Genomic DNA, 23,622 nt, shown 5'->3' with positions numbered 1-23,622 from the left:
AGCCTTCACCATAGTCAGCCACCGCGCATTTTTGAAATTTATTCCTGTGATGGGCGACATTCAGCGGATGGATGTGCTTCGAAAACACCGACTCCCCCTGTAGGAGCTGCCGAAGGTTAGAGGTGCGACTGGGACCAGTCGCGGACTTCGGCATACGGATAATCCTCCAGCGCCGCAAACCCCGGAATCGACCGCGCCTTGAGCTTGGTGAACAGCGGCACGCTGATCCCGCACAAAAACCGCGTCACGCGTTCCGCCGATGGAGCGTTGCCGGTGTGCTGCTCATGCCTGTGGATAAAATCACCGCACAACGCCTCGAAATTTTTATCCACAAGCGCCGGCAATTCCGGTGGCGCGGGCAGTCGCGCCACATCCCCGTGACACACCGAACAATGCCCGCACTGCTGCGGCGCGTTTTCATCACCGAAGTACTCGGCCAGGCGATAACCCAGGCAATGGTCCGTGGCGAACAGGTCCAGCATGGCGTGAATCCGCGCGATCTCGGTGCGCTCGTGCCGGGTGAAGTAGGCGTGTAGCTCGGCGCTCAGGGCCTGGCTGTTGAAGTCCGTTTGCAGCAGGCTGTAGACCTCGGTCATCTGCTTGCTTTCGAGCTCGACCCAGCCCTTTTCCTGGAAATAATCCAGTGCCTTGACCACCCGATTACGCTCGGCTTGATGCTGCTCATACAGCGCATCGAAATTCACCGTGGCCCAGGTCCGTGCGCGGCTCGAGGTCTGGATGATCGCCGCGACGAAGTCCTTGCGCTCACCCTCGAAGCGGGCCAGCAAAGCCTCGGGTTCCTGCAAGTATTTGAAGCGGTATTCGGCGTAATAGGCGTAACGCGGCACAATGATTCCGCGCAGTTCCAACTGCACCAGCAAGGTCTTGAGCGGCAATTGGCGGATGTTGCTTTGGTCCGCCAGTGGCCCCAACAGAAACTCCCACTGCCCCTCCGGCGCGGCGGCTTGCAACTCGTCGAGTACATAGCGGATACCATCCAGCTCAGGCGTATCGCCGTAGACGAAGTTTTCCAGCACGTTGAGGCTATCGCGGTTGGCCAATACCAGGCAGTCGGACGGCTGCCCGTCACGCCCGGCGCGGCCGATTTCCTGGCTGTAGTTCTCGATGGATTTGGGCAGGTCGAAATGCACCACGTCGCGGATGTCGCTCTTGTCGATGCCCATGCCGAAGGCGATGGTGGCAACGATGCAATTGGACTGCCCGCCCATGAACCGGCGCTGGATGGCTTCACGTTGTTCGTGGGGCAGACCGGCGTGATAGGCCTCGGCCTGAATGCCGTTGCGCCCCAGGTGCTCGGCGATGTGCTCAGCGGTTTTCTGCAAGGTGACGTAAACGATGCTCGGCTGGCCTGGACGTTCGCTCATCCATTCAACGAGGCGTCGGCGTTTGTCCTGACCGCGCACCGGCTCCACCAACAGATTGAGGTTCGGCCGGTAGAAACCGGTGGTCACTACGTCCTCAGGGGCGATGGCGAATTTTGCCTCCATGTCCGCGATCACTTTGGGAGTCGCAGTGGCGGTCAGCAGCAAGGCCTGAGGGATGTTGAACTGGCGCTGATAGTCGGGGAGCTTAAGGTAGTCGGGGCGAAAGTTGTGGCCCCATTCCGAGATGCAGTGCGCCTCGTCCACCACCAGCAACGAGATTGGCACCTGCTGCAAGAAATTGCGGAAGCGCTCGTTCTTCAGGCGCTCGACGGAGATCATCAAAATTTTCAGCTCGCCAGACTTGGCCCGAGCCATCACGTCGCTGGCGTCATCGCGGCTCTGGGCCGAATCGATACTGCCCGCCGCAATGCCGTGGCGCTGCAGGAACGCCAGTTGATCCTGCATCAACGCCAGCAGCGGCGAGACCACTAAAGTCAGGTGCGGCAGCAGCAAGGCCGGCAATTGATAACAAAGGGACTTGCCCGAGCCGGTGGGGAAAATCGCCGCCGCCGAGCGCCCGGCCAACACCGCGCTGACCGCCGCTTCCTGACCGGGCCGAAACTGTGGATAACCGAAAACCTGTTCCAGGGTGTTGTGCATAAGCTGTCACTCCGTTGACCGCTGCGAAGCCCAAAGCCTAGCCGGCAAACGCAGCGAGTCGAGAAAAGGTCGGGGACCAAAACGATACGGGATGATACAGCGGATGACGCGAGGGCACGGTAACGCTCGAGAGAGGAGGCGGCTTATAGATCGCTATCGCGAGCAGGCTCGCTCCCACAGTTGAACTTCAGTTGACTCAGATTTTGTGTGCGACCCGCAACCATTGTGGGAGCGAGCCTGCTCGCGAAGAGGCTAGCAAGCTCACCACAACAACCCGGACAAACTCACGGTACCAACACCGCCACTCGCAGTTGCTCATTCAATGCCTGCTCATGAAACACCTGGCTCTTGCTCGCCCAAATGGCATGGGCCGGGCTGATTTCGCCGGTGAAAGCTGCCGCCAACTGACGCAAATCCGCGACGCTGCGCACGCGAGGGCAGAAAGGTTCGCCGTCGCAGTTCTGACTGGCGCTGCGGTAGGCTATCAGCAGCCAGTCCCACAGCCCGTCACGCACCTGCCTGACCGACTTGAGCTTCACATCCTGCACGCCCAGTTGTTGTTTCAGACTTTGTTCGTCCAGCACTTCGCTGGCCAGCAATGCCTTGCCGAACATCAGCACTTCAGCGCGAAAAGCGGTGTCCATGCTCGCCTGACTGATCAGCGCATCCGGCCAAACGGTGCGGCCCATATTGGCCAGGACCATCGAGTTACCTGCATCAGCAGCACCCGCCGCGCGACAAACCCCGGCCCACAGCAACAAAATCGAGGCCATACGTAGCCATTGCATACCTAATTCCCTTTAAGCGTTGGACGGACGTTTTGAAACGTCCTACTGATTCTGGCGCGCACCATACAGAGGTTTGATGCGTTGCGCCTGACAAACCTGTAGGAACAATAACTTCTAGGGGATTCGCTTTAAAAAGCCTCAGGAAATGCGTAGGACCCATGCTCGAGGGCCAGTAAATCCCCTACAAATCCTGTCCATTGCGGCCGTATTGCCGAGCTGCGTCGCCACCTTCATAGTTTGCGGCGCGGCTGAAAACAGGGTGTCGACCTGCCGGCGAGACTGCCCGACTTCCTACAGGACTGACCTAAATGCAAGACCGCTATCGTCCACTCAAAACCAGCTACAGCGAAACACCCGTCCTCGTTATCGACACCGCGGCCAGCACCGGCGCCGTCCTCGACGCAGCACACCAACGCCTGCGCGCAGCCAGCGATTTGCTCGAAACGCTTTATTGTCTGTGCTTCAAACAGGCCGATGTTAAAGACATCCCTCATATAGTGAATGCGCTTTATTTATTAACGCAGGATGGTTGCGAACTTCTAGATATTGCAAAACAAAGAATAGAACAATAAGCCTACACATATGAAACTTACAAATACAGAAACAACCAAGCACTTCAATGAATAAGTAACACACGATAGCCTACAAGCTCTTAAACCATTCAAGAGCATTACAATGACTACACTAACTATTTCCTTTTGCGGCACCGGCTCGACCAAATTCGACAACCAGAACCCAACTTACTGGAACGGCGAATTGGTCTCGACACTGGCCTCCCATCACGGTGGTCGCGAGTTTGCCGAGTGGATCGTCATTGACGGCCCTGGCACCAGCAACCTGCAAGCTGATGAGCTGTTCACCAAATCCAAGGACTACGGCCTGAGCGGCACGCTGTTCGGCAAGGGCTGGGAAGAGAACGTCCAACATGCAATCAACATTATTAAAGGCAAGTGTGACTGGCAGCGTGAAAAGCTGACCGAAGCCGAGTACAACCGCCTAAAGGCTGCCGGCATTCCCATAGAAGACGTGATTGTCGAAGGCTCCTGGCTGTGGCGCAAATACAACTACGGCGACCGCGCCGTGACCAGTCAGAAGTTGCAAGAACAAATTATTAAACAGTTCCGCAAGGACGGCATCCTTCCAACCAAAGTCAACTTGGTGGGCTGGAGCCGAGGCGGTATTAGTTGTCATATGCTGGCCAATGCCATGTTCAAGGACAGCGCACTGAAGAACATCCCGGTGAATATCTTTGCGATTGATCCGGTACCGGGCATCGGTAACTTTCAGGAAGACAAAGTAAAACTAAATGCCAACGTAAAAGAATACGTCGGTTTCTACGCCCGAGACGAGCGCTCCAAAGGCTTCAGCTGTGTCATCCCGCAAACGGCCACCGGCACCCGAACCCACATTTATCCCATGCCCGGCCGCCATGGCACGCTGGTTGGCAACGCCGCAGCAGACGGTGTCAGCGGCCCTAAAGCGCTGGCCGAACCCGGCCTGATCGTCCGCCACTTTGCCGAAGTGTGCCTGAAGCGCTGGGGCGTGCCGCTGAACAAAACCCTCAACCTGACCCCGGCCGACCTGCAGAACCACCACAAAACCATGGTCAGCACCGCCGCGAAATACAAAGCGATGGAAAAGTGCTCGTACACCTACTTCACCGAACTGGACCAGGGCGAGCGATATGTTTCGCTGGGCAGCAACGGGGTCAAGTTCTCAGCAGTGAAAGGCACGATCTACGCGCCGGCGACTGGGTTGACCACTGGCCTGCTGGATGTTGCTTCGTATCAGCATATTCGTTGAATTGATGGGAGCGGGGTTCGGCCGCTCAGCTGAAACAATCAGAGGTGAAACCCGATGAAAGACAAAGTGCCCCGCCAATGCTGTGAGGCTCACATCGACCATGCTGCCTATGAGGCATGGTTCATCAGACAAGTTCAGACCAGTATCGATGATCCACTGCCGAGCATTTCTGATGAGGACGCCAAGAAGCTGATGGCGGAAAAACGTGAGAAATTGCGTCGTGGAAAATTCCTATAGAAAGGGCCTGGCCGAGGTTCGGCCCGTTCCTACAAGCGGGGACTCTTTGTCGTCTATCGCTGCCCGGCTGCTCACACCTATAGTCGGGCTGTCGCTGCTAATTCAGCGACTCGGGCTTGGTCACCCGACAAAGAGAGCGCACATTCCCAATTGATTAGAGGTGTTCTTCAGTGACCACATTAAATCCGTTTCCAAGCCGCTACCGCCCACTCCAAACCAACCTCACCGATTCCCCGCCCCTGATCATCGACACAGAGGCCAACCCCCAGGACATCCTCGAAGCCGCCCTCCAGCGAATCCGAGCCTCCGGCGACCTACTCAAAACCCTACATTGCCAATGCTTCAAAAACGGTGACGTGGAAGACATCCCGCATATCACCCACGCCCTCTACCTGTTGACTCAGGACGGCTGCGACCTACTGAAAGTCGCCCAACAACGCATGATGGGCTGGAAAGCACCAACCTGACGCCGAGCGAAGATCGTTCCCACTCTGCGTGGGAATGCCTCAAGGGACGCTCCGCGTTCCAGCTCTCAAAAGGGACGCAGAGCGTCCCGGGCTGCATTCCCGCGCAGAGCGTTGGAACGATCAAAACCCGGGGATAACCTTGAGCAAATTTTTTGATGAGCTGATGGAAAGCGTGCAACAAATGAACGAGATCGTCCGGGGTGAGCGCCAGCCTTCCCGCGAACTCCATGCTTGCAGCTCTGATCGACATCCAACACATCGCAAAATCAGGCTTAATCCGTCTCACGAAATGGCCCTAAACAGAAGACGCCCCATGAACCTCGACCCCAACTTCCCCGACGACCACGCCATGCACCTGCTCATGCAGTTGCTACACGAAGAACTCGGCCTGCCCGAACGCAAAACCATCAGCCTCACCACCTCGATCAATTTCGACCTGGGCTGCGACGGCGCTGATGCGCGGCATTTGATGGAAGCGCTGGAAGAACAGTTTGGGATCGACTTCGTGGATTACGACGCCTATCGCTACTTTCAGCCGGAAGGGTTTGATGTACATCTGAAGCGAAGGGCAAAGGGTCGCGGTGACAAAGTCCCGCTGACCATCGGTATGCTCTATCGCGCCATCAAGGTCCAACACTGGGATACGCAGGAACTGCAAAGCAAATAAAGCAGATGCCGCTTCTGAAACGGCACGCCGAACTGCAATTATTCTGGCGCTATCACCCCAGAAGTGAAGGAATATTAGCTTCATGGCTAGAAAAACAGCGCCGCTTCTCCCGCGTATCGACTACTAAATAGTTAATAGATGTAATCGGCATAGGGGACGGCCTTCATAGGCCGTTCCCCTGCCACACCACCCGGCATGCGGGTCCGCACCGGGCGGTTCGAGAGATTGAGGTCAGGAGAGACGCGGTAAACCCGTTCTGTCGAACCACGCTATATCGAGCACTCGGTTGAGTTCAAGAGCGCTATTGCGCCACCAGCAGCGAGAGCTTCCCGCCACTTTGCGAGCAGTAGCCTCACTTGCACCCAACCTGCGCAGCTCTCGATAGATCGTTGAACTACGCCGCCATTGCTTGAGCTGGATTGCTCGTAGTCGGTGTCGTATCCATTCATCTAACTCTCGCCAGATTCTGGGAGTTTGCGACAAGCCGAAATATCCCTTCCAGCCAAGCATGTAGGGCCTTAATCGGTCGACAACTTGTTGCAAGCTGCGGCCACCTGAGCGCCGGGTAAACCAGCGGATGCACTGTTTGAAGCGCTGACGCGCTTTGACCGCTACTGTCCTTTTGACGCCTTGTGGAGAAGCCCAGAACGCGTACCCCAGAAACTTGCGACCAAATACACTCGCCACCGCACTCTTGCTCTCGTTGACGCTCAAGTGCAGCTTTTCATACAGACGCTTGAGCAAGGCCATCACTCGCTGCCCGGCCTTCTTGCTGCGAACATACACATTCGCATCGTCGGCATAGCGCACGAAGCAATGACCTCGACGTTCAAGTTCCCGATCCACTTCGTCCAGCAGCACGTTCGCCAGCAACGGCGACAGCGGGCCGCCTTGCGGCGCCCCGCAGCGGCTTTTCTCGACTACGCCATTGATCTGCGTTCCCGCATCCAGATACGCCCGAATCAGCCGGATAACCGCCCGATCCGCAATCCGCTTGCGTAAACGATCAATCAAAATATCGTGATCGACCCGGTCGAAGAACTTCTCCAGATCAACATCCACCACCACTCTTCGCCCTGAAGACACATGGCGCTGAGCCGCCAAAACAGCATCCTGCGCGCAACGTCCCGGGCGAAAGCCGTAGCTGTGTTCACTGAAAGTCGGATCGAGTTCTGGTTGCAAGACTTGCAGCAACGCTTGTTGGATCAAGCGATCGGTGACCGTTGGAATTCCCAACTCGCGCTGACCGCCGTCAGGTTTGGGGATGACCACACGTCGTACCGGGCTGGGCCGGTAGACGCCTGAAAGAAGCTGTTCGCGAATCGCCGCCCACTGGCTCAGTAGATGTTCGGCGGTCTGTTCAATATCCAGACCATCGACGCCCGCTGCTCCCTTGTTGGCCTTGACCCGCTTCCATGCCCGCTTCAGGTTTTCTCTCGCAAAGGCCCGATCCAGCAGCCCTTGCCCTGCGTTGTCGGATTCATCTTGCGGGCGATTGACCTCGTCGCTGATGGGGCTTCTCACGGTTTCACCGCTCGCGTCCTCACATCCGCCCCGCGTTTGGCAGGCATCTGACTTCCGGTCGTTCGCATCAACATGGCCTATAACGCTTTCTCTCGTTCGGCCCTTCGTCAAAAAAAAAAAAAAGACTACTACGGCCTCTGCTGACTTCTCGCTCCGGCTTGCACCGTCGCCCTTTCAGGCACAAGGCGAGATCTCCCCAGGTAAGAACGCAATCCTTCACCACACAACCGCCGGATTTACGCAACCTGATCCTTGACCACAAGAGCTTCGCGGTTTTATGCCCGCTCGCCCTGATCGGCTTCGCCTTCTATCCGGTTCTTGTACATCGGCTCATGGCTTCGATCCACGCTTCCTCCCCACACTCGGTCGCCCTCATGCAGTTGCGCTTCACTTCGTTCGCTGTGGTCAGCTTACGGCGGGACTTTCACCCACAAGATTGCGCCCATGCTGGGCGCACATAAAAAAAGCCGCCCCAAAGGGCGGCTTTCTCATTACATCAAACCAAATCTTACAACTTCGGCCCAGCAGCCTTGATCGCGTCGCTCACTTCAAACTTCTTGAAGTTCTCAACAAACAACCCAGCCAGTGCTTTAGCGGCTTCATCGTAAGCAGCCTTGTCAGCCCAGGTGTTACGTGGGTTCAACAGGCCAGTTTCAACGCCCGGCACCGCCAACGGCACGTCGAGGTTGATGGTGTCCAGGTGTTCGGTTTCAGCACCGATCAACACGCCGCTCTGGATCGCTGCGATCACGCCACGAGTGGTCGGGATGTTGAAGCGTTTGCCGACGCCGTAGCCGCCGCCGGTCCAGCCGGTGTTGACCAGGTAGACCTTGGAGCCGAAGCCGCGGATGCGCTTGATCAGCAGTTCTGCGTATTCGCCAGCCGGACGCGGGAAGAACGGTGCGCCAAAGCAGGTGGAGAAGGTCGACTTGATGCCGCTGCCGGAACCCATTTCGGTCGAGCCCACCAGCGCGGTGTAGCCGGACAGGAAGTGGTAGGCCGCTTGTTCTTCGCTGAGGATCGAGACTGGCGGCAGTACGCCGGTCAGGTCGCAGGTCAGGAAGATCACAGCGTTTGGCTCGCCACCGAGGTTCTTCTCGGAACGCTTGGCAACATGCTCCAGCGGGTAGGCGGCGCGGCTGTTCTGGGTCAGGCTGACATCAGCGTAATCGGCGTGCTTGGCGTCATCGATAACGACGTTTTCCAGGACTGCGCCGTGCTTGATGGCTTTCCAGATGACCGGCTCGTTCTTCTCGGACAGGTCGATGCACTTGGCGTAGCAGCCGCCTTCGATGTTGAAGACAACGCCTTCACCCCAGGCGTGCTCGTCGTCACCGATCAGGTAACGGCTTTCATCGGCGGACAGGGTGGTCTTGCCGGTGCCGGACAGACCGAAGAACAGGGTCACGTCGCCCTCTTCGCCGATGTTGGCGGCGCAGTGCATTGGCAGCACATCGGCAGCCGGCAGCAGGAAGTTCTGCACCGAGAACATGGCTTTCTTCATTTCACCGGCGTAACGCATGCCGGCGATCAGCACTTTCTTATGAGCGAAGTTGAGGATCACGCAACCGTCGGAGTTGGTGCCGTCACGCTCTGGCACGCATTCGAAGTTGGCAACGTTGAGCACTTGCCACTCATCACGGCCAGCCGGGTTGTACTTTTGCGGGTTGATGAACAGGCAACGGCCGAACAGGTTCTGCCAGGCAGTCTGGGTGGTCATCTTCACGGCCAGGTAGTGGTCTTCAGCCGCACCTACATGCACGTGGGAAACGAAATGCTCTTGCGCGTTGTTGAAGGCTTCGACGCGAGCCCACAGGGCATCGAACTTGTCGGCCGGGAACTTGCGGTTGATCGGGCCCCAGGCGATGGAAGCCGAAGTGGATGGCTCGTCAACGATGAAACGATCGACTGGCGAGCGGCCGGTACGGTGGCCGGTGCGAACAACCAGCGCGCCGGTATCGGCAAGCTCGCCCTCACCGCGACTCAGAGCTTCTTTTACCAGATCATCAACACTCAGATCGGTGTACACGGCGTTATTGGCTTGCGTCATGAGATTCCCCGTCGGCCAGTGGCCGAGTGTGCTCCAAACGTTTTGTAGTAGAAAGTCGTGCACTACTACCGCGACAAAAAGTGGGCCGGATTATGCCAGAAAAGCCCAAAAATAGTAGGGCCCTCCCGTCAGAACGGCGTTATTCCGGCACTAACCAGTGAATTTACCTGCGCTGAACCGTTTTAGTGACGGGTATCTGACGGCGTATCGACACCCGCTCCAGCGAATAATTGAGCGATATCGGCAGCGTCAAACAGGTAGCGTTCGTTGCAAAACTGACAGTCAATTTCAATATTGCCACCGTGTTCGACCACGAGCGACTGAGCATCTTCCAGACCCAAACTGACCAGCGCATTGGCAGAACGTTCGCGGGAGCAGCTGCAACGGAAGCGTAGTTTCTGCACATCGAAAAGACGAACCTGCTCTTCGTGGTAGAGACGATGGAGGATGGTTTCGTTATCCAGGCTCAGCAATTCATCGGCGGTCAGGGTGCTGCCCAGCGCGGTGATGTGCTGCCAACTGGCGGCGCGTTCTTCTTCGTCCTTCAATCGATCAGCAGGCAGTTGCTGCAGCAACAGGCCACGGGCGCGACGACCATCGGCGTACAACCAGAAACGCGTACCGACTTGTTGGGACATCACGAAGTAATTAGTGAAGCACTCCGACAGGGTTTCGCCATCAAGGTCGACGATGCCCTGGTAACGCTGGCCCTGGGTCGGGTCGACGGTCAGTGCCAATACGCCGTTGGGCATCAGGTCGGCGAGGGTCGCATCCGGCGCGATCTGCTCGGCCTCGTATCGGGCCAGGCCACGGATTTCGCGCTCGCTGGAGCACTCGATCATCAGCAGCGGGATCGGACCTTCGGAACGGGCCTGGAGAATCAGCAAGCCATCGAACTTCAAGGTGCCGACCAACAACGACGCCGCCGCCATCAGCTCGCCGAGCAGTTGTGCAACCGGCTCCGGGTACGGGTGTTTAGCGAGGACTTCGGCGTAGCTACGCTCCAACGCAACCAGCTCGCCGCGGGTGTCGCTGTCATCGAAGATGAAGCGTTGGGTGTAGTCGGTATCCGGTAAATCGGTCATAGGTCTGGGTATCTGAAGTAATGACAAAATGATTTCAAACAGTGAGAAATTGCGCCTCTGCGGCACCATTTTGGTGCGCAATGTTCAGCCATGGGAGGCATTTTATGAACAATCCGGGCTTGTTCCAAGCAAGGTGGAACTTCCGCCGGTTGGCTTTATGCAATTTTTTGCCTCTCGCGCTGCTGGCCTTCTGGTTATGGCCTACAGGTCAGAGGCTGTGCGTGATTTTCGACGAGTGGTTCTTTCACCCATTCAACGTGCTGCTGGCGATTAACCCGATATGGCTACACGTTTGGGCAATTGCAAGTCTGCGACCCTTCGATGCGGTGGTTGGGGTGATTCTGCTGGTGCTGCTGGTTATCCGCATGTTGTTCGCCAAATTCGCCGGCCAGGCGAGTGCTGCGCACTCGATCGCGAGCAGGCTCGCTCCCACAAGGATTGAGCAATACCTGTGGGAGCGGGCTTGCTCCGGGCGGCGATCCGACGAAGGCTGCCTCACAGGCAACACAGAAACAATTGCCTTACTCGTCGTTGCTGCTACCACGAAACTTGAACAAATCCCGTCGTTGCTTTTTGCTCGGTTTGCCATCGGCGCTCACGCCCAGCGAACCGGCCTTACGCATGGCCGCAGCCGCCTCGCGCTTGGCGATGCTGGCTTCGGTTTCGGCGTACAGCGCCTGAGCCTCTGGTGCGCCACGGCGTACGATCGACAGCGCCTGAACCACCACCGTGCGTTCCTCGAACCCTGCACGAATCTGAAACTCGTCGCCGACCCTCGGTTCCTTGCCCGGTTTGCAGCGCTCGCCCCGGCAATGCACCTTGCCACTTTCAATCGCCGCCTTCGCCAACGCACGTGTTTTATAAAAACGCGCGGCCCACAACCATTTATCGAGACGGACTTTGTCGTCCTCTTCGCTTTTTTGTGCCATGGAATTTCCTCATCCTGAAATATTGCTGAACTGTACTACCGTTTCTGTCGTGCCATGAATTACGCCGGCTCGGATTACAATGCACACGTTCCTGCGCCTCCCTTGAGGGCTGGAAATCCGGGCCGTAGATATCTGTCGCCTTTTACCCATTATTCTGCGTGAATACCGCGAATTCGGCCGCGTGCGGCCTGAGCGGTTTCTACCGGTTGAGCACCTTTGAAGACATTTGACCATTTGACCGTTGTCGGTCTGCGCGAGTGGGTGGCGCTCCCGGATTTGGGAGTCGCGGGCCTGCGCGCAAAAATCGACACCGGCGCCAGCACCTCCAGCCTGCATGCCACCGACATCGAGCCGTTCGAGCGCGACGGGGAACAGTGGGTGCGCTTTACTGCTCACTTGGGCACGGTAGTGCAACTGCGTCACCGGCGCTGCGAAGCACCGCTGGTAACCATGAAAACGATCAAAAGCTCCAACGGCCACGCGCAGATGCGTTACGTGGTCAGCACCACCCTGGCCCTCGGTGATCGGGTCTGGCGGGTCGAGTTCACCCTCGCCTGTCGCAAGTCCATGCGTTATCGCCTGTTACTCGGTTCCAAAGCCTTGATTGACGGCCAGTTGGTGGTCAATCCGGGCATTAAGTACGTACAAGACAAGCCGGTGTTCCCGGTATCTACCTCCTCCACAGGTGTTGCATGAAGATCGCTGTGCTGTCGCGGAACCCGCGTCTGTATTCCACTCGTCGTCTGGTCGAAGCCGGTACCGAGCGTGGCCATGAAATGGTGGTGATCGACACCCTGCGCGCCTACATGAACATCGCCAGCCACAAGCCGCAGATCCACTACCGAGGCAAACCGCTGGAGGGTTTCGATGCGGTGATCCCGCGGATTGGCGCGTCGGTGACTTTTTATGGCTGCGCGGTGTTGCGTCAGTTCGAAATGATGGGCGTTTTTCCACTCAACGAATCGGTGGCCATCGCCCGCTCGCGGGACAAACTGCGGTCCCTGCAATTACTGTCACGCCGGGGGATCGGTTTGCCGGTTACTGGTTTTGCTCACTCCCCGGACGACATTCCCGACTTGATCGAGATGGTCAATGGGGCGCCGCTGGTGATCAAGGTACTGGAAGGCACTCAGGGCATCGGCGTCGTACTGTGTGAAACGGCGACGGCGGCGGAGTCGGTGATCGAGGCGTTCATGGGCCTGAAGCAGAACATCATGGTTCAGGAATACATCAAGGAAGCCGGCGGGGCGGACATTCGCTGCTTCGTGGTGGGCGACAAGGTGATCGCGGCGATGAAGCGCCAGGCCAAGCCTGGGGAGTTTCGCTCCAACCTGCATCGCGGTGGCAGCGCCAGCCTGATCAAGATCACGCCGGAAGAACGCATGACGGCGTTGCGCGCGGCGAAGGTCATGGGGTTGGCGGTGGCAGGTGTGGATATCCTGCGTTCCAATCACGGGCCGCTGGTGATGGAAGTGAATTCGTCACCGGGGCTGGAAGGGATTGAAACCACCACTAGCAAGAATGTGGCGGGGATCATCATTGAGCATCTTGAGAAGAATGGTGGGCCGAATATGACGCGGACCAAAGGCAAGGGTTGATGGCTTGCGGGTGGGGGGGTGTCAGCTAAATCCACCCCTCACCCTAACCCTCCCGAAACGTCGGACCGCCCCAGAGGGTAGAGGGGACTGACCGAGGTGTTCTTAGAGCTACATCGACCTGAGAAATCGAGGTGAACTCAGGATTTGAAAAACATGCGGTCTGCTCCCTTTCCCCCTCTCCCCCGTGGGGAGAGGGTTGGGATGAGGGGTGGATTTTGGCTACACCGCGTCTCTAGGCAGCATCAACCCAAGCGGTAACCGCACCCGCGCTTCCAGCCCACCACCAGAACGGTTACGCAGCTCAACATTCCCGCCATGCATCGAAGCAATCCGCTTCACGATCGCCAAGCCCAACCCGGTCCCCTTGCCACCCCGGGCACGGTCACCCCGAGTAAACGGGTTGAAGATCGCTTCCAGCTCCGACGGATCAATCCCCGCCCCACGGTCCATGACACTCAGCACCACATACGGCGCGCTGGTATCCCCGGACACGTAAGCTGCCACCTCAACCCCGCTGCCAGCGTGATGCAGGGCGTTGCCAATCAGGTTGTTCAGCAGCCGCTTCATCGACACCCGACGCAACGGAAACGGCTGTATCGGCTCCAGGCGCAGGCGCACTTTCTCTTCATTCTGGTTGTACGGCGCCGCGACCTCGCGCACCAGATCGCTCAGGTCCACCTCTTCCACCGACTCGTCGCGACCATCGCGAATGAACGCCAGGAACTGGTCGAGAATCGCGTCCATGTCTTCGATGTCGCGCACCATGTCGTCCGTCAGGTCGCTGTGGTCGCCCATCAACTCCAGAGACAGCCGCAAACGGGTCAACGGTGTGCGCAAGTCATGGGAGACCCCGGCGAGCATCAGTTCGCGCTCGCGACCGGCCTGTTCGACGTCTTCGGCCATCTGGTTGAAGGCGCGATAGACCTCGGTCATTTCACTCGGCGTGTCACTGATCGGCAGGCGCACACTGCGGCCCTGGCCGAGTTGCCTCGCGGCATAGACCAGACGTTTCAACGGTTGATTGAGCTGGCTGACGAAAATCCACGCCGAGGCGGTGGACAGCAAGCCGATAGCGAGGAACCAGCCGAGCACGTTCCAGATTTTCTGGCCGCGCAACGGATGCGGGTAAAGCGGCACTTTCAGCCAGCCGTCACCCAGGCTTGGCGCCCGAACCCACAGGGCTGGCGGCGAATGCATACGCAATCGGACTTCGGTGTCGGCCCCCAGCTCCGCCTGCATCTGCCGCTGATAGATCTCGCTGTAAGGCCAGTGCTGCTCACCTTCCGGCACGCCAGCGCCCACTACCCGGATCAGGGTCGCGGCATCGGCAATCTTCGTGCGGTTTTCTTCATCGGCCGCCCAATAAGCGCGCAGCGTCAAGGCGACGCCGTGGCTGTATTGGCGGTCCACCAGCACGTCTTCGTTCATCAACAGATAAACCAGGGTCAGCGCCTTGGAGAACAGGACGACGATCAGCACCAGCCAAAGGGTGCGGGAGAAGAAACTCTGGGGGAACCAAACGGGGGTTTTCATGGATAACCGCTACACACTTGCAGGAGCGAGCGATGCTCGCATATTGCGGATCGCGAGTCTGCGGACAAGGTCATCTGACCCGTTGCCCGCAAGACCCGCTCCTACAAATCACCGATCACTTGGTGGCGGCGCCATCCGGAACGAACACGTAACCCACGCCCCAGACTGTCTGGATGTAACGCGGTTTGGAAGGATCGGGCTCGATCATCCGGCGCAGACGGGAGATCTGCACGTCGATGGAACGCTCCAGGGCATCCCACTCGCGGCCACGGGCCAGGTTCATCAGTTTATCGCGGGTCAGTGGCTGACGGGCGTTCATGACCAACGCCTTGAGTACCGCAAACTCACCGGTGGTGAGCATGTGCACTTCGTCACCGCGCTTGAGTTCGCGGGTCGCCAGGGACAGTTCGTAGTCACCGAAGGTCACGCTTTCGTCTTCGCTGCCCGGTGCGCCCGGCACAGGCGTCGACTGACGGCGCAGGACGGCTTTGACACGCGCCATCAGCTCGTCCGGGTTGAACGGCTTGGCCAGGTAATCGTCGGCGCCCAGTTCGAGGCCCTTGATTCGGCTCAGCTCATCGCCCTTGGCGGTGAGCATGATGATCGGGATCTGATTGTTCGCGCCGCGTAGACGGCGGCAGGCGGTCAAGCCGTCTTCGCCGGGCAGCATCAGGTCGAGGACGACCAGGTTGAACACTTCACGCGCCAGCAGGCGATCCATTTGTTCCGTGTTCGGTACGGCGCGGGCGCGGTAGCCCTTGCTGACGAAAAAACGTTCCAGCAGGCTGCTCAGCCCTGGATCGTCGTCAACAATAAGAATTTTTTCGCCTTCAGCAATGTTTGCAGTGCTGCTCATTAGATGCTCCTTTGATCTCGGCGCGCATTATGGCGTAGCTGCCGTTATACGCACCGTGTGCATTGTTAGCAGATTTTTCCTTCATCGCCAGAAATCCGGCCTTTATGCCTACAGCCTGCGATGCCCCCGAATGACAGAACGCTGGTTATAATGCGCGGCCTTTTGTGTCAGGCAACGTCTGATCATTGCTGCGAGTGGCCACCTTTTATTTTCACGGCTGCGGCAGTAATTGTTCGATTTCACGGGTCAACGGAATACCTGTTGATCCAGGTAGCGGCGCAGGCCAGGCCGCTCAACCAGACTCGCCGAGCCCTTATCTCTGCGCCTGCGAGCCTGCTTTCACAATTTGTCAGGTGGTTTTATGGACAGCATCAACAGCCGCATCGCCGAGGAACTCGGTGTACGCCCACAACAGGTCGAAGCGGCCGTCGCGCTACTCGATGAAGGCTCCACGGTGCCCTTCATCGCCCGCTACCGGAAAGAAGTGACCGGCAGCCTCGATGACATCCAGTTGCGTCATCTGGAAGAGCGTTTGCGCTACCTGCGAGAACTCGACGAACGGCGCATCAGCATCCTTGCCAGCATCCAGGAACAAGGCAAGCTGACCCCGCAACTTGAACGCGACATCAAACTCGCCGACACCAAGACCCGCCTCGAAGACTTGTACCTGCCGTACAAGCAGAAGCGCCGCACCAAGGGTCAGATCGCCCTGGAAGCCGGCCTCGGCGAGCTGGCCGACGGCCTGTTCAACGACCCGACCCTGACGCCAGACGCCGAAGCCGCACGCTTCGTCGACGCCGAAAAAGGCGTGGCCGACGTGAAGGCTGCCCTCGAAGGCGCCAAGTACATCCTCATGGAGCGCTTCGCCGAAGACGCCGGTTTGCTGGACAAATTGCGCAGTTACCTCAAGCAGGAAGCCACTCTGAGTGCCCGCGTCATCGCCGGCAAAGAAGAGGAAGGCGCCAAGTTCCGCGACTACTTCGAACACGACGAACCGCTGAAAAGCATGCCGTCGCACCGCGCGCTCGCTATTTTCCGTGGCCGCAACGAAGGCATTCTGAGTTCGGCGCTGAAAGTCGGCGACGAACTGCCGGGCACCATGCACCCGTGCGAAGGCATGATCGGTCAGCAATTCGGCATCCAGAACCAGAACCGCGCCGCCGACAAATGGCTCGGCGAAGTGGTGCGCTGGACCTGGAAGGTCAAGCTCTACACCCATCTGGAAACCGACCTGCTGGGCGAACTGCGCGATGGCGCGGAAACCGAAGCGATCAACGTGTTCGCTCACAACCTGCATGACTTGCTGCTGTCGGCGCCGGCTGGCCCGCGTGCCACATTGGGTCTCGATCCGGGCCTGCGCACCGGTTGCAAGGTGGCCGTGGTCGATTCCACCGGCAAATTGCTGGATCACGCCACGGTTTACCCGCACGTGCCGCACAACAAGTGGGACCAGACCATCGCGATCCTCGCCGCCCTGTGCGCCAAGCACGCGGTGGACCTGATCGCCATCGGCAACGGCACCGCCAGCCGCGAAACCGACAAACTGGCCGCTGAGCTGATCAAAAAATACCCAGCCATGAAGATGACCAAAGTCATGGTCTCCGAGGCTGGTGCATCGGTTTACTCGGCGTCGGAACTGGCTTCCAAGGAATTCCCGGACCTCGACGTGTCGATCCGTGGCGCGGTGTCGATTGCCCGTCGCCTGCAGGATCCACTGGCCGAGCTGGTGAAGATCGACCCGAAATCCATCGGCGTCGGCCAGTACCAGCACGACGTGTCGCAGCTGAAACTGGCGCGTGGCCTGGACGCTGTAGTCGAGGACTGCGTGAACGCCGTCGGCGTCGACGTCAACACCGCTTCCGTGGCGCTGTTGGCCCGCATCTCTGGCCTCAACGCGACCCTGGCGCAAAACATCGTCAGCCACCGCGACGAACACGGCGCGTTCAAAACCCGCGCGGCACTGAAGAAAGTCGCTCGTTTGGGCGAGAAAACCTTCGAACAGGCCGCTGGCTTCCTGCGCGTCATGAACGGCGACAACCCGCTGGATTCGTCTGCGGTTCACCCGGAAGCCTATCCGCTGGTCCAGCGCATCGCCGCTGAGACTGACCGCGACATTCGCTCGCTGATCGGCGACGCCAGCTTCCTCAAGCGTCTTGATCCGAAAAAGTACACCGACGAAACCTTCGGTCTGCCAACGGTCACCGACATCCTGCAAGAGCTGGAAAAACCTGGCCGCGATCCGCGTCCCGAGTTCAAGACCGCCGAGTTCCAGGAAGGCGTCGAAGACCTCAAGGACCTGGAGCTGGGGATGATCCTCGAAGGCGTGGTGACCAACGTGACCAACTTCGGTGCTTTCGTCGACATCGGCGTGCATCAGGACGGTTTGGTGCACATCTCTGCGCTTTCGGAGAAGTTCATCAAGGACCCGCGTGAAGCGGTGAAGGCCGGTGACGTGGTGAAAGTGAAGGTCATGGAAGTCGACATCCCGCGCAAACGCGTGGGCCTGTCGATGCGCATGAGCGACACGCCGGGCGAGAAAATCGACGGTGCCCGTGGTGCACGTCCGGGTTCGGCGCCACGCCAGTCCCAGAACACCGCACCGCGTAAAGAAACCACGGCGGCGGCTCCGGCCAACAACGCCATGGCTTCGCTGTTCGCCAACGCCAAGCAGTTGAAGAAACGCTGATGGACATCCCGGCCGGGCTGACCGAAAGCGCTTTTTTCAAGTTGCTGGGGTGTCGCTTGCACAGTCTGGAGGCCGGGGTGGCGCAAGTCGCCCTCGGGCTTGCGCCAGAGCTGCGCAATCGCGGCGGCAAGCTGCACGGCGGGGCCTTGTTCAGCCTGGTGGACATTGCCATGGGGCTGGCCTGTTCCAGCACCCACGGCTTTGACCAGCAGAGCGCGACCATCGAGTGCAAGATCAATTACATTCGCGCCGTCGCAGACGGTGAAGTGATGTGCACGGCGCGGGTGATCCACCCGGGCCGGCGCACGCTGGTGGTCGAAGCCGACGTGATGCAAGGCGACAAACTCGTCGCAAAAGCACAAGGCACGTTCGCTGTCCTATAGCTCCCCATGCCCAATTTGAGTTAATTTCGGCGCTGTGACCGCAGCGTCGGAGTTTCCTGTGGGAGCGAGCTGTGGCGAGGGGATTTATCCCCGTTCGGCTGCGAAGCAGTCGCAAACCCGGTGAATACGGTTTTTCTGAAACACCGTAATCACAGGTTCAGGGCCGCTTCGCGACCCAACGGGGATAAATCCCCTCGCCACACAAGCTCGCTCCCACAGGGGATTGCGGCGATCAATCCTTGGCTGGCTGCCAGCAGCCGTGTGCGGTCCGAAAACCAGGCGACAACGCCAGTTTTAACTTCACCCTTGTAGACCGTCTTGCCCACCCCCATATTGGGGCGACTGACGCGTGAAGGAATCCAACTTGAGCGAACTTCTCAACCGCCGCCTGGCTCTGCTCGGCGAGCGCGCTAACCTCTCTCTGCTCGAACAGTGCCTTCACGGCATCGAACGTGAATGCCTGCGCGTGACCGGCGAAGGTCGCCTGGCGCAAACGCCGCACCCGGAAGAATTGGGTTCCGCGCTGACCAACGAACAAATCACCACCGACTATTCCGAGTCGCTGCTGGAGTTCATCACGCCTGCCCTGCCCGACCCGGCGGACACCCTGGCGAGCCTGGACAAGATTCACCGTTTTGCCTACAGCAAGCTCGGCAACGAGTACCTGTGGAGTCCATCGATGCCGTGCCCGTTGCCGGCCGAGGAAGACATCCCGATCGCCTATTACGGCACCTCCAACATCGGTCAGCTCAAATACGTCTACCGCAAGGGCCTGGCCCTGCGCTATGGCAAGACCATGCAGTGCATCGCCGGGATTCACTACAACTTTTCCCTGCCGGAAAAGCTCTGGCCGCTGCTCAAGGAAGCAGAAGGTTTTGTCGGCACCGACCGCGACTATCAATCGTCGGCCTACATCGCGCTGATCCGTAACTTCCGGCGCTACAGCTGGCTGCTGATGTACCTGTTCGGTGCCTCGCCGGCGCTGGACGCGGGATTCCTGCGCGGTCGTTCGCATCAGTTGGAACAACTGGACCCGGACACCTTGTACCTGCCGTACGCCACCAGCCTGCGCATGAGCGACCTGGGTTACCAGAGCAACGCCCAGGCCGGTTTGACGCCGTGCTACAACGACTTGGCGAGCTATACCGATAGCCTGCGCAAAGCAGTCGCAACGCCTTACGCGCCGTACGTCGAAATCGGCACGCATCAGGACGGAGAGTGGGTTCAGCTCAACACCAACATCCTGCAAATCGAAAACGAGTACTACTCCAACATCCGCCCGAAACGCGTGACCTACACCGGCGAACGGCCGATCCAGGCGCTGGTGGCCCGCGGCATTCAGTACGTCGAAGTACGTTGCCTGGACATCAACCCGTTCCTGCCGATGGGCATCGACCTGCCGGAATCGCGGTTCCTCGACGCGTTCCTGCTGTATTGCGCGCTGAACGACAGCCCGCTGCTGACCAATACCTCGTGCGGCAACGCGACCTCGAACTTCCTCAGCGTGGTAAAGGAAGGTCGCCGTCCGGGCCTGCAACTGCAACGCGACGGTCATCCGGTGGACCTGAAAGAGTGGGCCAGCGAGTTGCTGGAGAAGATTGCACCCCTGGCGGCGATGCTGGATCAGAGTCATGGCGGCGATGCACACAGCAAGGCGTTGGATGCGCAGCTGGCCAAGGTCAAGGACCCTTCGCTGACGCCATCGGCCCAGGTGCTGGCGGCGATGGCAGAGCACAAGGAGAGCTTCAGTCAGTTCTCTCTGCGTCAGAGCCAGGCACATGCGGAGTTTTTCCGCAGCGAGCCGCTTTCAAGCGAAGACCAGGCGAAATTTGAAGAGCGGGCGCGTTCGTCTCTGGCCGAGCAAGTAGAGCTGGAGCAGAACGAAGTTGGCGATTTCGATGTGTTTGTCGGGTCGTATCAGGCCAGTATTTTGGCGATCAGTAACTGACCTCAAGATCCACCCCTCACCCTAACCCTCTCCCCAAGGGGTAGAGGGGACTGACCGAGGTGTCTCACGTCATACATCGACCTGAAAGCCCGAGTCGAACTCAGGGTCTGAAAAGCATGAAGATCGGCCCCCTTTCCCCCTTTCCCCCTCTCCCCCGTGGGGAGAGGGCTGGGGTGAGGGGTCGATCCACCTGACTGCACACAATCACAAAATCTCCGCTACCCTCTCACCCATTCCTTAGAATTTTCCGCTCATAAGCTCATTCGAAAAAGTTATTTATTTTCGGATTCTTATATCATTTAGTCTCTTTTTCACGCCGACTCTCGGTCGCCTGACAAGGAGCTTCTCAATGAAACTGACTTTCCCCCTTCGCCTCCTGGCGGCCGCGTCTCTGGCTGCGGTGAGTTTCTTTGCCCAGGCGGCTGACGTCACCGTCGCCTACCAGACCACCGTAGACCCGGCGAAAGTCGCCCAGGCTGACGGCGCGTACGAAAAAGCCACTAACGCCAAAATCGACTGGCGCAAATTCGACAACGGCGCCGACATCATCGCCGCCATCGCTTCCGGCGACGTGCAGATCGGTTACCTCGGTTCCAGCCCCCTGACGGCGGCAATCACCCGCAAAGTCCCGGTAGAAACCTTCCTCATCGCTACCCAGATCGGTGCCGCTGAAGCCCTGGTTGCTCGCGACGGTTCCGGGATCAAAACCCCACAAGACCTGATCGGCAAGAAAATCGCCGTGCCGTTCGTTTCCACCGGCCACTACAGCCTGTTGGCCGCGCTGAAGCACTGGAACATCGACCCATCGAAAGTCACCGTCCTCAACCTCGCCCCGCCAGCCATCATTGCCGCGTGGAAACGCGGTGATATCGACGCCACTTACGTGTGGGACCCAGCCCTCGGTGTCGCCAAGGAAAACGGCAAAGTACTGATCACCTCCGGTGAACTGGCCAAGTTCGGCGCACCGACCTTTGATGCCTGGATCGTGCGTAAAGACTTCGCCGAGAAGCACCCGGAAATCGTCACCGCGTTCGCCAAAGTGACCCTCGATGCCTACGCCGACTATCGCAAAGATCCAAAAGCCTGGCTCGCCAACCAAAGCAACGTCGACAAGCTGGTGAAACTCTCCGGTGCCAAGGCCAGCGACATTCCATTGCTGCTGCAAGGCAACGTCTACCCGTTGGCGGCTGATCAGGTGATCACCCTTGGCGCGCCGACCACCAAGGCCATCACCGACACCGCCGCGTTCCTGAAAGAACAAGGCAAAGTCGAAGCCGTGCTGCCGGACTACGCCCCCTACGTCAGCGCCAAGTACATCACCAACTGATCGGAGTTAACCGCGATGGCTTTGCTACAGCTGGAGCGCATCAGCGCACAGTATCCCGGCAGCCCGGAACCGGTGCTGGCGGATATTTCCCTGAGCCTTGGGCCCCAGCAATTGCTGGTTGCCCTCGGCCCGTCCGGCAGTGGCAAGACTTCGCTGTTGAACCTGATTGCCGGTTTCGTCGAGCCTAGCGCCGGGCGCATCACCCTTGACGGCGTGCCGGTCAAAGGCCCGAGCGCCGAACGCGGCGTGGTGTTCCAGGACGACGCGCTGCTGCCCTGGCAGGACGTGCTGGCCAACGTCGGTTTCGGTCTGGAATTGGCGGGTATTTCCCGAGACAAACGCGAAGTCCGCGCCCGGGAAATGCTCGCGCTGGTCGACCTTTCCGGCTTCGAAAACCGTCGGATCTGGCAACTCTCGGGCGGCCAGAAGCAACGTGTCGGCCTGGCCCGCGCCCTCGCTGCTGATCCGCGCGTTTTGCTGATGGACGAGCCCTTCGGCGCCCTCGATGCCTTCACCCGTGAACAAATGCAGGAGTTGCTGCTGCAAGTCTGGCAGCGCACCGCCAAACCGGTATTTCTGATTACTCACGACATCGAAGAAGCGGTGTTTCTCGCCACGGACCTGATTCTGCTGGCGCCGAATCCTGGGCAAATCGTCGAACGCCTGAGCCTGGATTTCGGTCAGCGTTACGCCGCCGGTGAGTCGGCTCGATCGATCAAGTCCGACCCGCGTTTTATCGAAACCCGCGAACACGTGCTCGCCAAAGTGTTCTCCCAACGCAGCGCCGCCCAGCGGCAGGAGACCGTATGAGCAGCTACGAGATTCCGGCCGTCACGGTCAAACCGAACTCGACGGTGATTCCTGTTCGACGCAGCCTTAGTACTCGCTTGATCAGTCTGCTGACGCTCGTCGCGCTCGTGGTCATTTGGTGGGCCGTCACCGCCACTGGAATGATCGAACCGCTGTTCCTGCCGCCACCCTCCGCCGTACTGCAAAAAGGCTGGCTGCTGGTGACCACCGGCTACATGGATTCAACGTTGTGGCAGCACTTGGGCGCGAGCCTCAGCCGAATTGGCCTGGGCCTGGGCTTCGCGGTGCTGACCGCCGTGCCGGTCGGCATCGCCATCGGCCACAACCGCATTGCTCGCGGCATTCTCGATCCGCTGATCGAGTTCTACCGCCCTATTCCACCGTTGGCTTATCTGCCACTCATCGTGATCTGGTGCGGCATCGGTGAGCTGTCGAAAGTCTTGCTGATCTACCTCGCGATCTTCGCCCCGATCGCCATCGCTACCGCGACCGGCGTGCGTACCGTCGACCCGGCCAAATTGCGTGCTGCACAGTCCTTGGGCGCGACCCGGGCGCAGTTGATTCGCCATGTGATTCTGCCGAGCGCGTTGCCGGACATTTTGACCGGTGTGCGGATTGGCTTGGGTGTGGGTTGGTCGACGCTGGTCGCCGCCGAACTGATCGCCGCCACCAGTGGTTTGGGCTTCATGGTGCAGTCGGCCGCGCAGTTCCTGGTCACTGATGTGGTGGTGCTGGGGATTCTGGTGATCGCGCTGATCGCCTTCGCCATGGAGATGGGCTTGCGCGCCCTGCAACGCAAACTGGTGCCGTGGCATGGCCAGGCTCACTGACTATTCATCATGTGGGAGCGAGCCTGCTCGCGAATGCAGAGTGTCAGGCAACATTG

At 59.0% G+C, this 23,622-nt stretch carries 21 protein-coding genes and 1 pseudogene; 14 read left to right on the top strand and 8 right to left on the bottom strand.

Annotated features, from left to right (window positions below; translation table 11 throughout):
- Positions 1-116: 116 nt before the first annotated feature.
- Both ACYZTW_RS02165 and ACYZTW_RS02160 read right to left on the bottom strand, forming a co-directional pair.
- Positions 117-2,045, bottom strand: coding sequence for a RecQ family ATP-dependent DNA helicase (locus ACYZTW_RS02165; RefSeq protein ID WP_462003555.1), 1,929 nt, complete (start codon positions 2,043-2,045; stop codon positions 117-119).
- 284 nt (positions 2,046-2,329) lie between these two features.
- On the bottom strand, positions 2,330-2,833 hold the full coding sequence (locus tag ACYZTW_RS02160) for a polysaccharide deacetylase (protein WP_462003554.1): 504 nt from the start codon (positions 2,831-2,833) through the stop codon (positions 2,330-2,332).
- Between the two features lie 308 nt (positions 2,834-3,141).
- On the opposite strand from ACYZTW_RS02160, the gene ACYZTW_RS02155 reads away from it, so the two are divergent.
- The 5 genes from ACYZTW_RS02155 to ACYZTW_RS02135 all read left to right on the top strand — a co-directional run bounded on the left by ACYZTW_RS02155 (position 3,142) and on the right by ACYZTW_RS02135 (position 6,007).
- Positions 3,142-3,405, top strand: a complete 264-nt coding sequence (locus ACYZTW_RS02155; RefSeq protein WP_462003553.1) for a hypothetical protein — start codon at positions 3,142-3,144, stop codon at positions 3,403-3,405.
- A 103-nt stretch (positions 3,406-3,508) separates the two neighbouring features.
- Positions 3,509-4,636, top strand: a complete 1,128-nt coding sequence (locus tag ACYZTW_RS02150; protein WP_462003552.1) for a hypothetical protein — start codon at positions 3,509-3,511, stop codon at positions 4,634-4,636.
- 54 nt (positions 4,637-4,690) lie between these two features.
- The gene (locus tag ACYZTW_RS02145) at positions 4,691-4,873 is read left to right on the top strand and encodes a hypothetical protein (RefSeq protein WP_462003551.1); all 183 of its coding nucleotides are present in this window, start codon (positions 4,691-4,693) and stop codon (positions 4,871-4,873) included.
- 170 nt (positions 4,874-5,043) lie between these two features.
- The gene (locus ACYZTW_RS02140; RefSeq protein WP_462003550.1) at positions 5,044-5,340 is read left to right on the top strand and encodes a hypothetical protein; all 297 of its coding nucleotides are present in this window, start codon (positions 5,044-5,046) and stop codon (positions 5,338-5,340) included.
- A gap of 313 nt (positions 5,341-5,653) precedes the next feature.
- Complete coding sequence (locus ACYZTW_RS02135; protein WP_462003549.1) at positions 5,654-6,007, top strand: DUF1493 family protein; 354 nt, start codon at positions 5,654-5,656, stop codon at positions 6,005-6,007.
- 231 nt (positions 6,008-6,238) lie between these two features.
- Here the strand turns inward: ACYZTW_RS02135 and ltrA are convergent, their stop codons facing one another.
- The 3 genes from ltrA to hslO all read right to left on the bottom strand — a co-directional run bounded on the left by ltrA (position 6,239) and on the right by hslO (position 10,666).
- Positions 6,239-7,531 (bottom strand): group II intron reverse transcriptase/maturase, encoded by a 1,293-nt coding sequence (ltrA, locus tag ACYZTW_RS02130; protein WP_462001131.1) that lies wholly within the window; start codon positions 7,529-7,531, stop codon positions 6,239-6,241.
- 508 nt (positions 7,532-8,039) lie between these two features.
- The gene (locus ACYZTW_RS02125) at positions 8,040-9,581 is read right to left on the bottom strand and encodes a phosphoenolpyruvate carboxykinase (RefSeq protein WP_462003548.1); all 1,542 of its coding nucleotides are present in this window, start codon (positions 9,579-9,581) and stop codon (positions 8,040-8,042) included.
- A 182-nt stretch (positions 9,582-9,763) separates the two neighbouring features.
- Positions 9,764-10,666, bottom strand: a complete 903-nt coding sequence (gene hslO, locus ACYZTW_RS02120; RefSeq protein ID WP_462003547.1) for an Hsp33 family molecular chaperone HslO — start codon at positions 10,664-10,666, stop codon at positions 9,764-9,766.
- 104 nt (positions 10,667-10,770) lie between these two features.
- Here hslO and ACYZTW_RS02115 point away from each other — a divergent pair.
- Positions 10,771-11,091: pseudogene (locus tag ACYZTW_RS02115) on the top strand (phosphatase PAP2 family protein); the annotation flags it as partial.
- A gap of 96 nt (positions 11,092-11,187) precedes the next feature.
- Here ACYZTW_RS02115 and ACYZTW_RS02110 read toward each other — a convergent pair.
- A complete protein-coding gene (locus ACYZTW_RS02110) occupies positions 11,188-11,595 on the bottom strand; it encodes an RNA-binding S4 domain-containing protein (RefSeq protein WP_462003546.1) in 408 nt (135 codons plus the stop codon).
- Between the two features lie 216 nt (positions 11,596-11,811).
- On the opposite strand from ACYZTW_RS02110, the gene rimB reads away from it, so the two are divergent.
- Both rimB and rimK read left to right on the top strand, forming a co-directional pair.
- On the top strand, positions 11,812-12,291 hold the full coding sequence (gene rimB, locus ACYZTW_RS02105; protein WP_008149289.1) for a retropepsin-like aspartic endopeptidase RimB: 480 nt from the start codon (positions 11,812-11,814) through the stop codon (positions 12,289-12,291).
- Entirely contained in the window at positions 12,288-13,193 is a 906-nt protein-coding gene (gene rimK, locus ACYZTW_RS02100; protein ID WP_008149287.1) for a 30S ribosomal protein S6--L-glutamate ligase, read from the top strand. Before rimB ends, rimK begins: the two co-directional genes overlap by 4 nt.
- Before the next feature lie 219 nt (positions 13,194-13,412).
- On the opposite strand, the gene ACYZTW_RS02095 is transcribed toward rimK, so the two are convergent.
- Both ACYZTW_RS02095 and ompR read right to left on the bottom strand, forming a co-directional pair.
- Complete coding sequence (locus ACYZTW_RS02095; protein ID WP_008149285.1) at positions 13,413-14,726, bottom strand: ATP-binding protein; 1,314 nt, start codon at positions 14,724-14,726, stop codon at positions 13,413-13,415.
- A gap of 115 nt (positions 14,727-14,841) precedes the next feature.
- On the bottom strand, positions 14,842-15,582 hold the full coding sequence (gene ompR / locus ACYZTW_RS02090; RefSeq protein ID WP_414909052.1) for an osmolarity response regulator transcription factor OmpR: 741 nt from the start codon (positions 15,580-15,582) through the stop codon (positions 14,842-14,844).
- Between the two features lie 361 nt (positions 15,583-15,943).
- Between ompR and ACYZTW_RS02085 the strand changes: the two genes are divergently transcribed.
- From ACYZTW_RS02085 to tauC, 6 genes are all read left to right on the top strand, one after another.
- Complete coding sequence (locus ACYZTW_RS02085) at positions 15,944-18,268, top strand: Tex family protein (RefSeq protein ID WP_033058447.1); 2,325 nt, start codon at positions 15,944-15,946, stop codon at positions 18,266-18,268.
- Complete coding sequence (locus tag ACYZTW_RS02080) at positions 18,268-18,651, top strand: PaaI family thioesterase (RefSeq protein ID WP_050482828.1); 384 nt, start codon at positions 18,268-18,270, stop codon at positions 18,649-18,651. Before ACYZTW_RS02085 ends, ACYZTW_RS02080 begins: the two co-directional genes overlap by 1 nt.
- Before the next feature lie 364 nt (positions 18,652-19,015).
- Complete coding sequence (gene gshA, locus ACYZTW_RS02075; protein WP_462003545.1) at positions 19,016-20,599, top strand: glutamate--cysteine ligase; 1,584 nt, start codon at positions 19,016-19,018, stop codon at positions 20,597-20,599.
- 349 nt (positions 20,600-20,948) lie between these two features.
- A complete protein-coding gene (tauA, locus tag ACYZTW_RS02070) occupies positions 20,949-21,926 on the top strand; it encodes a taurine ABC transporter substrate-binding protein (protein ID WP_462003544.1) in 978 nt (325 codons plus the stop codon).
- 15 nt (positions 21,927-21,941) lie between these two features.
- Positions 21,942-22,736, top strand: coding sequence for a taurine ABC transporter ATP-binding subunit (gene tauB, locus ACYZTW_RS02065; RefSeq protein ID WP_462003543.1), 795 nt, complete (start codon positions 21,942-21,944; stop codon positions 22,734-22,736).
- Positions 22,733-23,566, top strand: a complete 834-nt coding sequence (gene tauC / locus ACYZTW_RS02060) for a taurine ABC transporter permease TauC (RefSeq protein ID WP_462003542.1) — start codon at positions 22,733-22,735, stop codon at positions 23,564-23,566. Before tauB ends, tauC begins: the two co-directional genes overlap by 4 nt.
- Positions 23,567-23,622 lie beyond the last annotated feature (56 nt).

This window comes from Pseudomonas sp. LB3P25 (assembly GCF_054897985.1).
The sequence above is the reverse complement of the archived record's forward strand: the minus strand, read 5'-3'. Positions and strand labels throughout refer to the sequence as shown.

What these genes read in the sequence shown, in the direction of transcription:
- ACYZTW_RS02165 (WP_462003555.1), bottom strand. Translation starts at nt 2,045, where the DNA reads ATGCACAACACCCTGGAACAGGTTTTCGGTTATCCACAGTTTCGGCCC.
- ACYZTW_RS02160 (WP_462003554.1), bottom strand. Translation starts at nt 2,833, where the DNA reads ATGCAATGGCTACGTATGGCCTCGATTTTGTTGCTGTGGGCCGGGGTT.
- ACYZTW_RS02155 (WP_462003553.1), top strand. Translation starts at nt 3,142, where the DNA reads ATGCAAGACCGCTATCGTCCACTCAAAACCAGCTACAGCGAAACACCC.
- ACYZTW_RS02150 (WP_462003552.1), top strand. Translation starts at nt 3,509, where the DNA reads ATGACTACACTAACTATTTCCTTTTGCGGCACCGGCTCGACCAAATTC.
- ACYZTW_RS02145 (WP_462003551.1), top strand. Translation starts at nt 4,691, where the DNA reads ATGAAAGACAAAGTGCCCCGCCAATGCTGTGAGGCTCACATCGACCAT.
- ACYZTW_RS02135 (WP_462003549.1), top strand. Translation starts at nt 5,654, where the DNA reads ATGAACCTCGACCCCAACTTCCCCGACGACCACGCCATGCACCTGCTC.
- ACYZTW_RS02125 (WP_462003548.1), bottom strand. Translation starts at nt 9,581, where the DNA reads ATGACGCAAGCCAATAACGCCGTGTACACCGATCTGAGTGTTGATGAT.
- hslO (WP_462003547.1), bottom strand. Translation starts at nt 10,666, where the DNA reads ATGACCGATTTACCGGATACCGACTACACCCAACGCTTCATCTTCGAT.
- ACYZTW_RS02110 (WP_462003546.1), bottom strand. Translation starts at nt 11,595, where the DNA reads ATGGCACAAAAAAGCGAAGAGGACGACAAAGTCCGTCTCGATAAATGG.
- rimK (WP_008149287.1), top strand. Translation starts at nt 12,288, where the DNA reads ATGAAGATCGCTGTGCTGTCGCGGAACCCGCGTCTGTATTCCACTCGT.
- ACYZTW_RS02095 (WP_008149285.1), bottom strand. Translation starts at nt 14,726, where the DNA reads ATGAAAACCCCCGTTTGGTTCCCCCAGAGTTTCTTCTCCCGCACCCTT.
- ompR (WP_414909052.1), bottom strand. Translation starts at nt 15,582, where the DNA reads ATGAGCAGCACTGCAAACATTGCTGAAGGCGAAAAAATTCTTATTGTT.
- ACYZTW_RS02085 (WP_033058447.1), top strand. Translation starts at nt 15,944, where the DNA reads ATGGACAGCATCAACAGCCGCATCGCCGAGGAACTCGGTGTACGCCCA.
- ACYZTW_RS02080 (WP_050482828.1), top strand. Translation starts at nt 18,268, where the DNA reads ATGGACATCCCGGCCGGGCTGACCGAAAGCGCTTTTTTCAAGTTGCTG.
- tauA (WP_462003544.1), top strand. Translation starts at nt 20,949, where the DNA reads ATGAAACTGACTTTCCCCCTTCGCCTCCTGGCGGCCGCGTCTCTGGCT.
- tauB (WP_462003543.1), top strand. Translation starts at nt 21,942, where the DNA reads ATGGCTTTGCTACAGCTGGAGCGCATCAGCGCACAGTATCCCGGCAGC.
- tauC (WP_462003542.1), top strand. Translation starts at nt 22,733, where the DNA reads ATGAGCAGCTACGAGATTCCGGCCGTCACGGTCAAACCGAACTCGACG.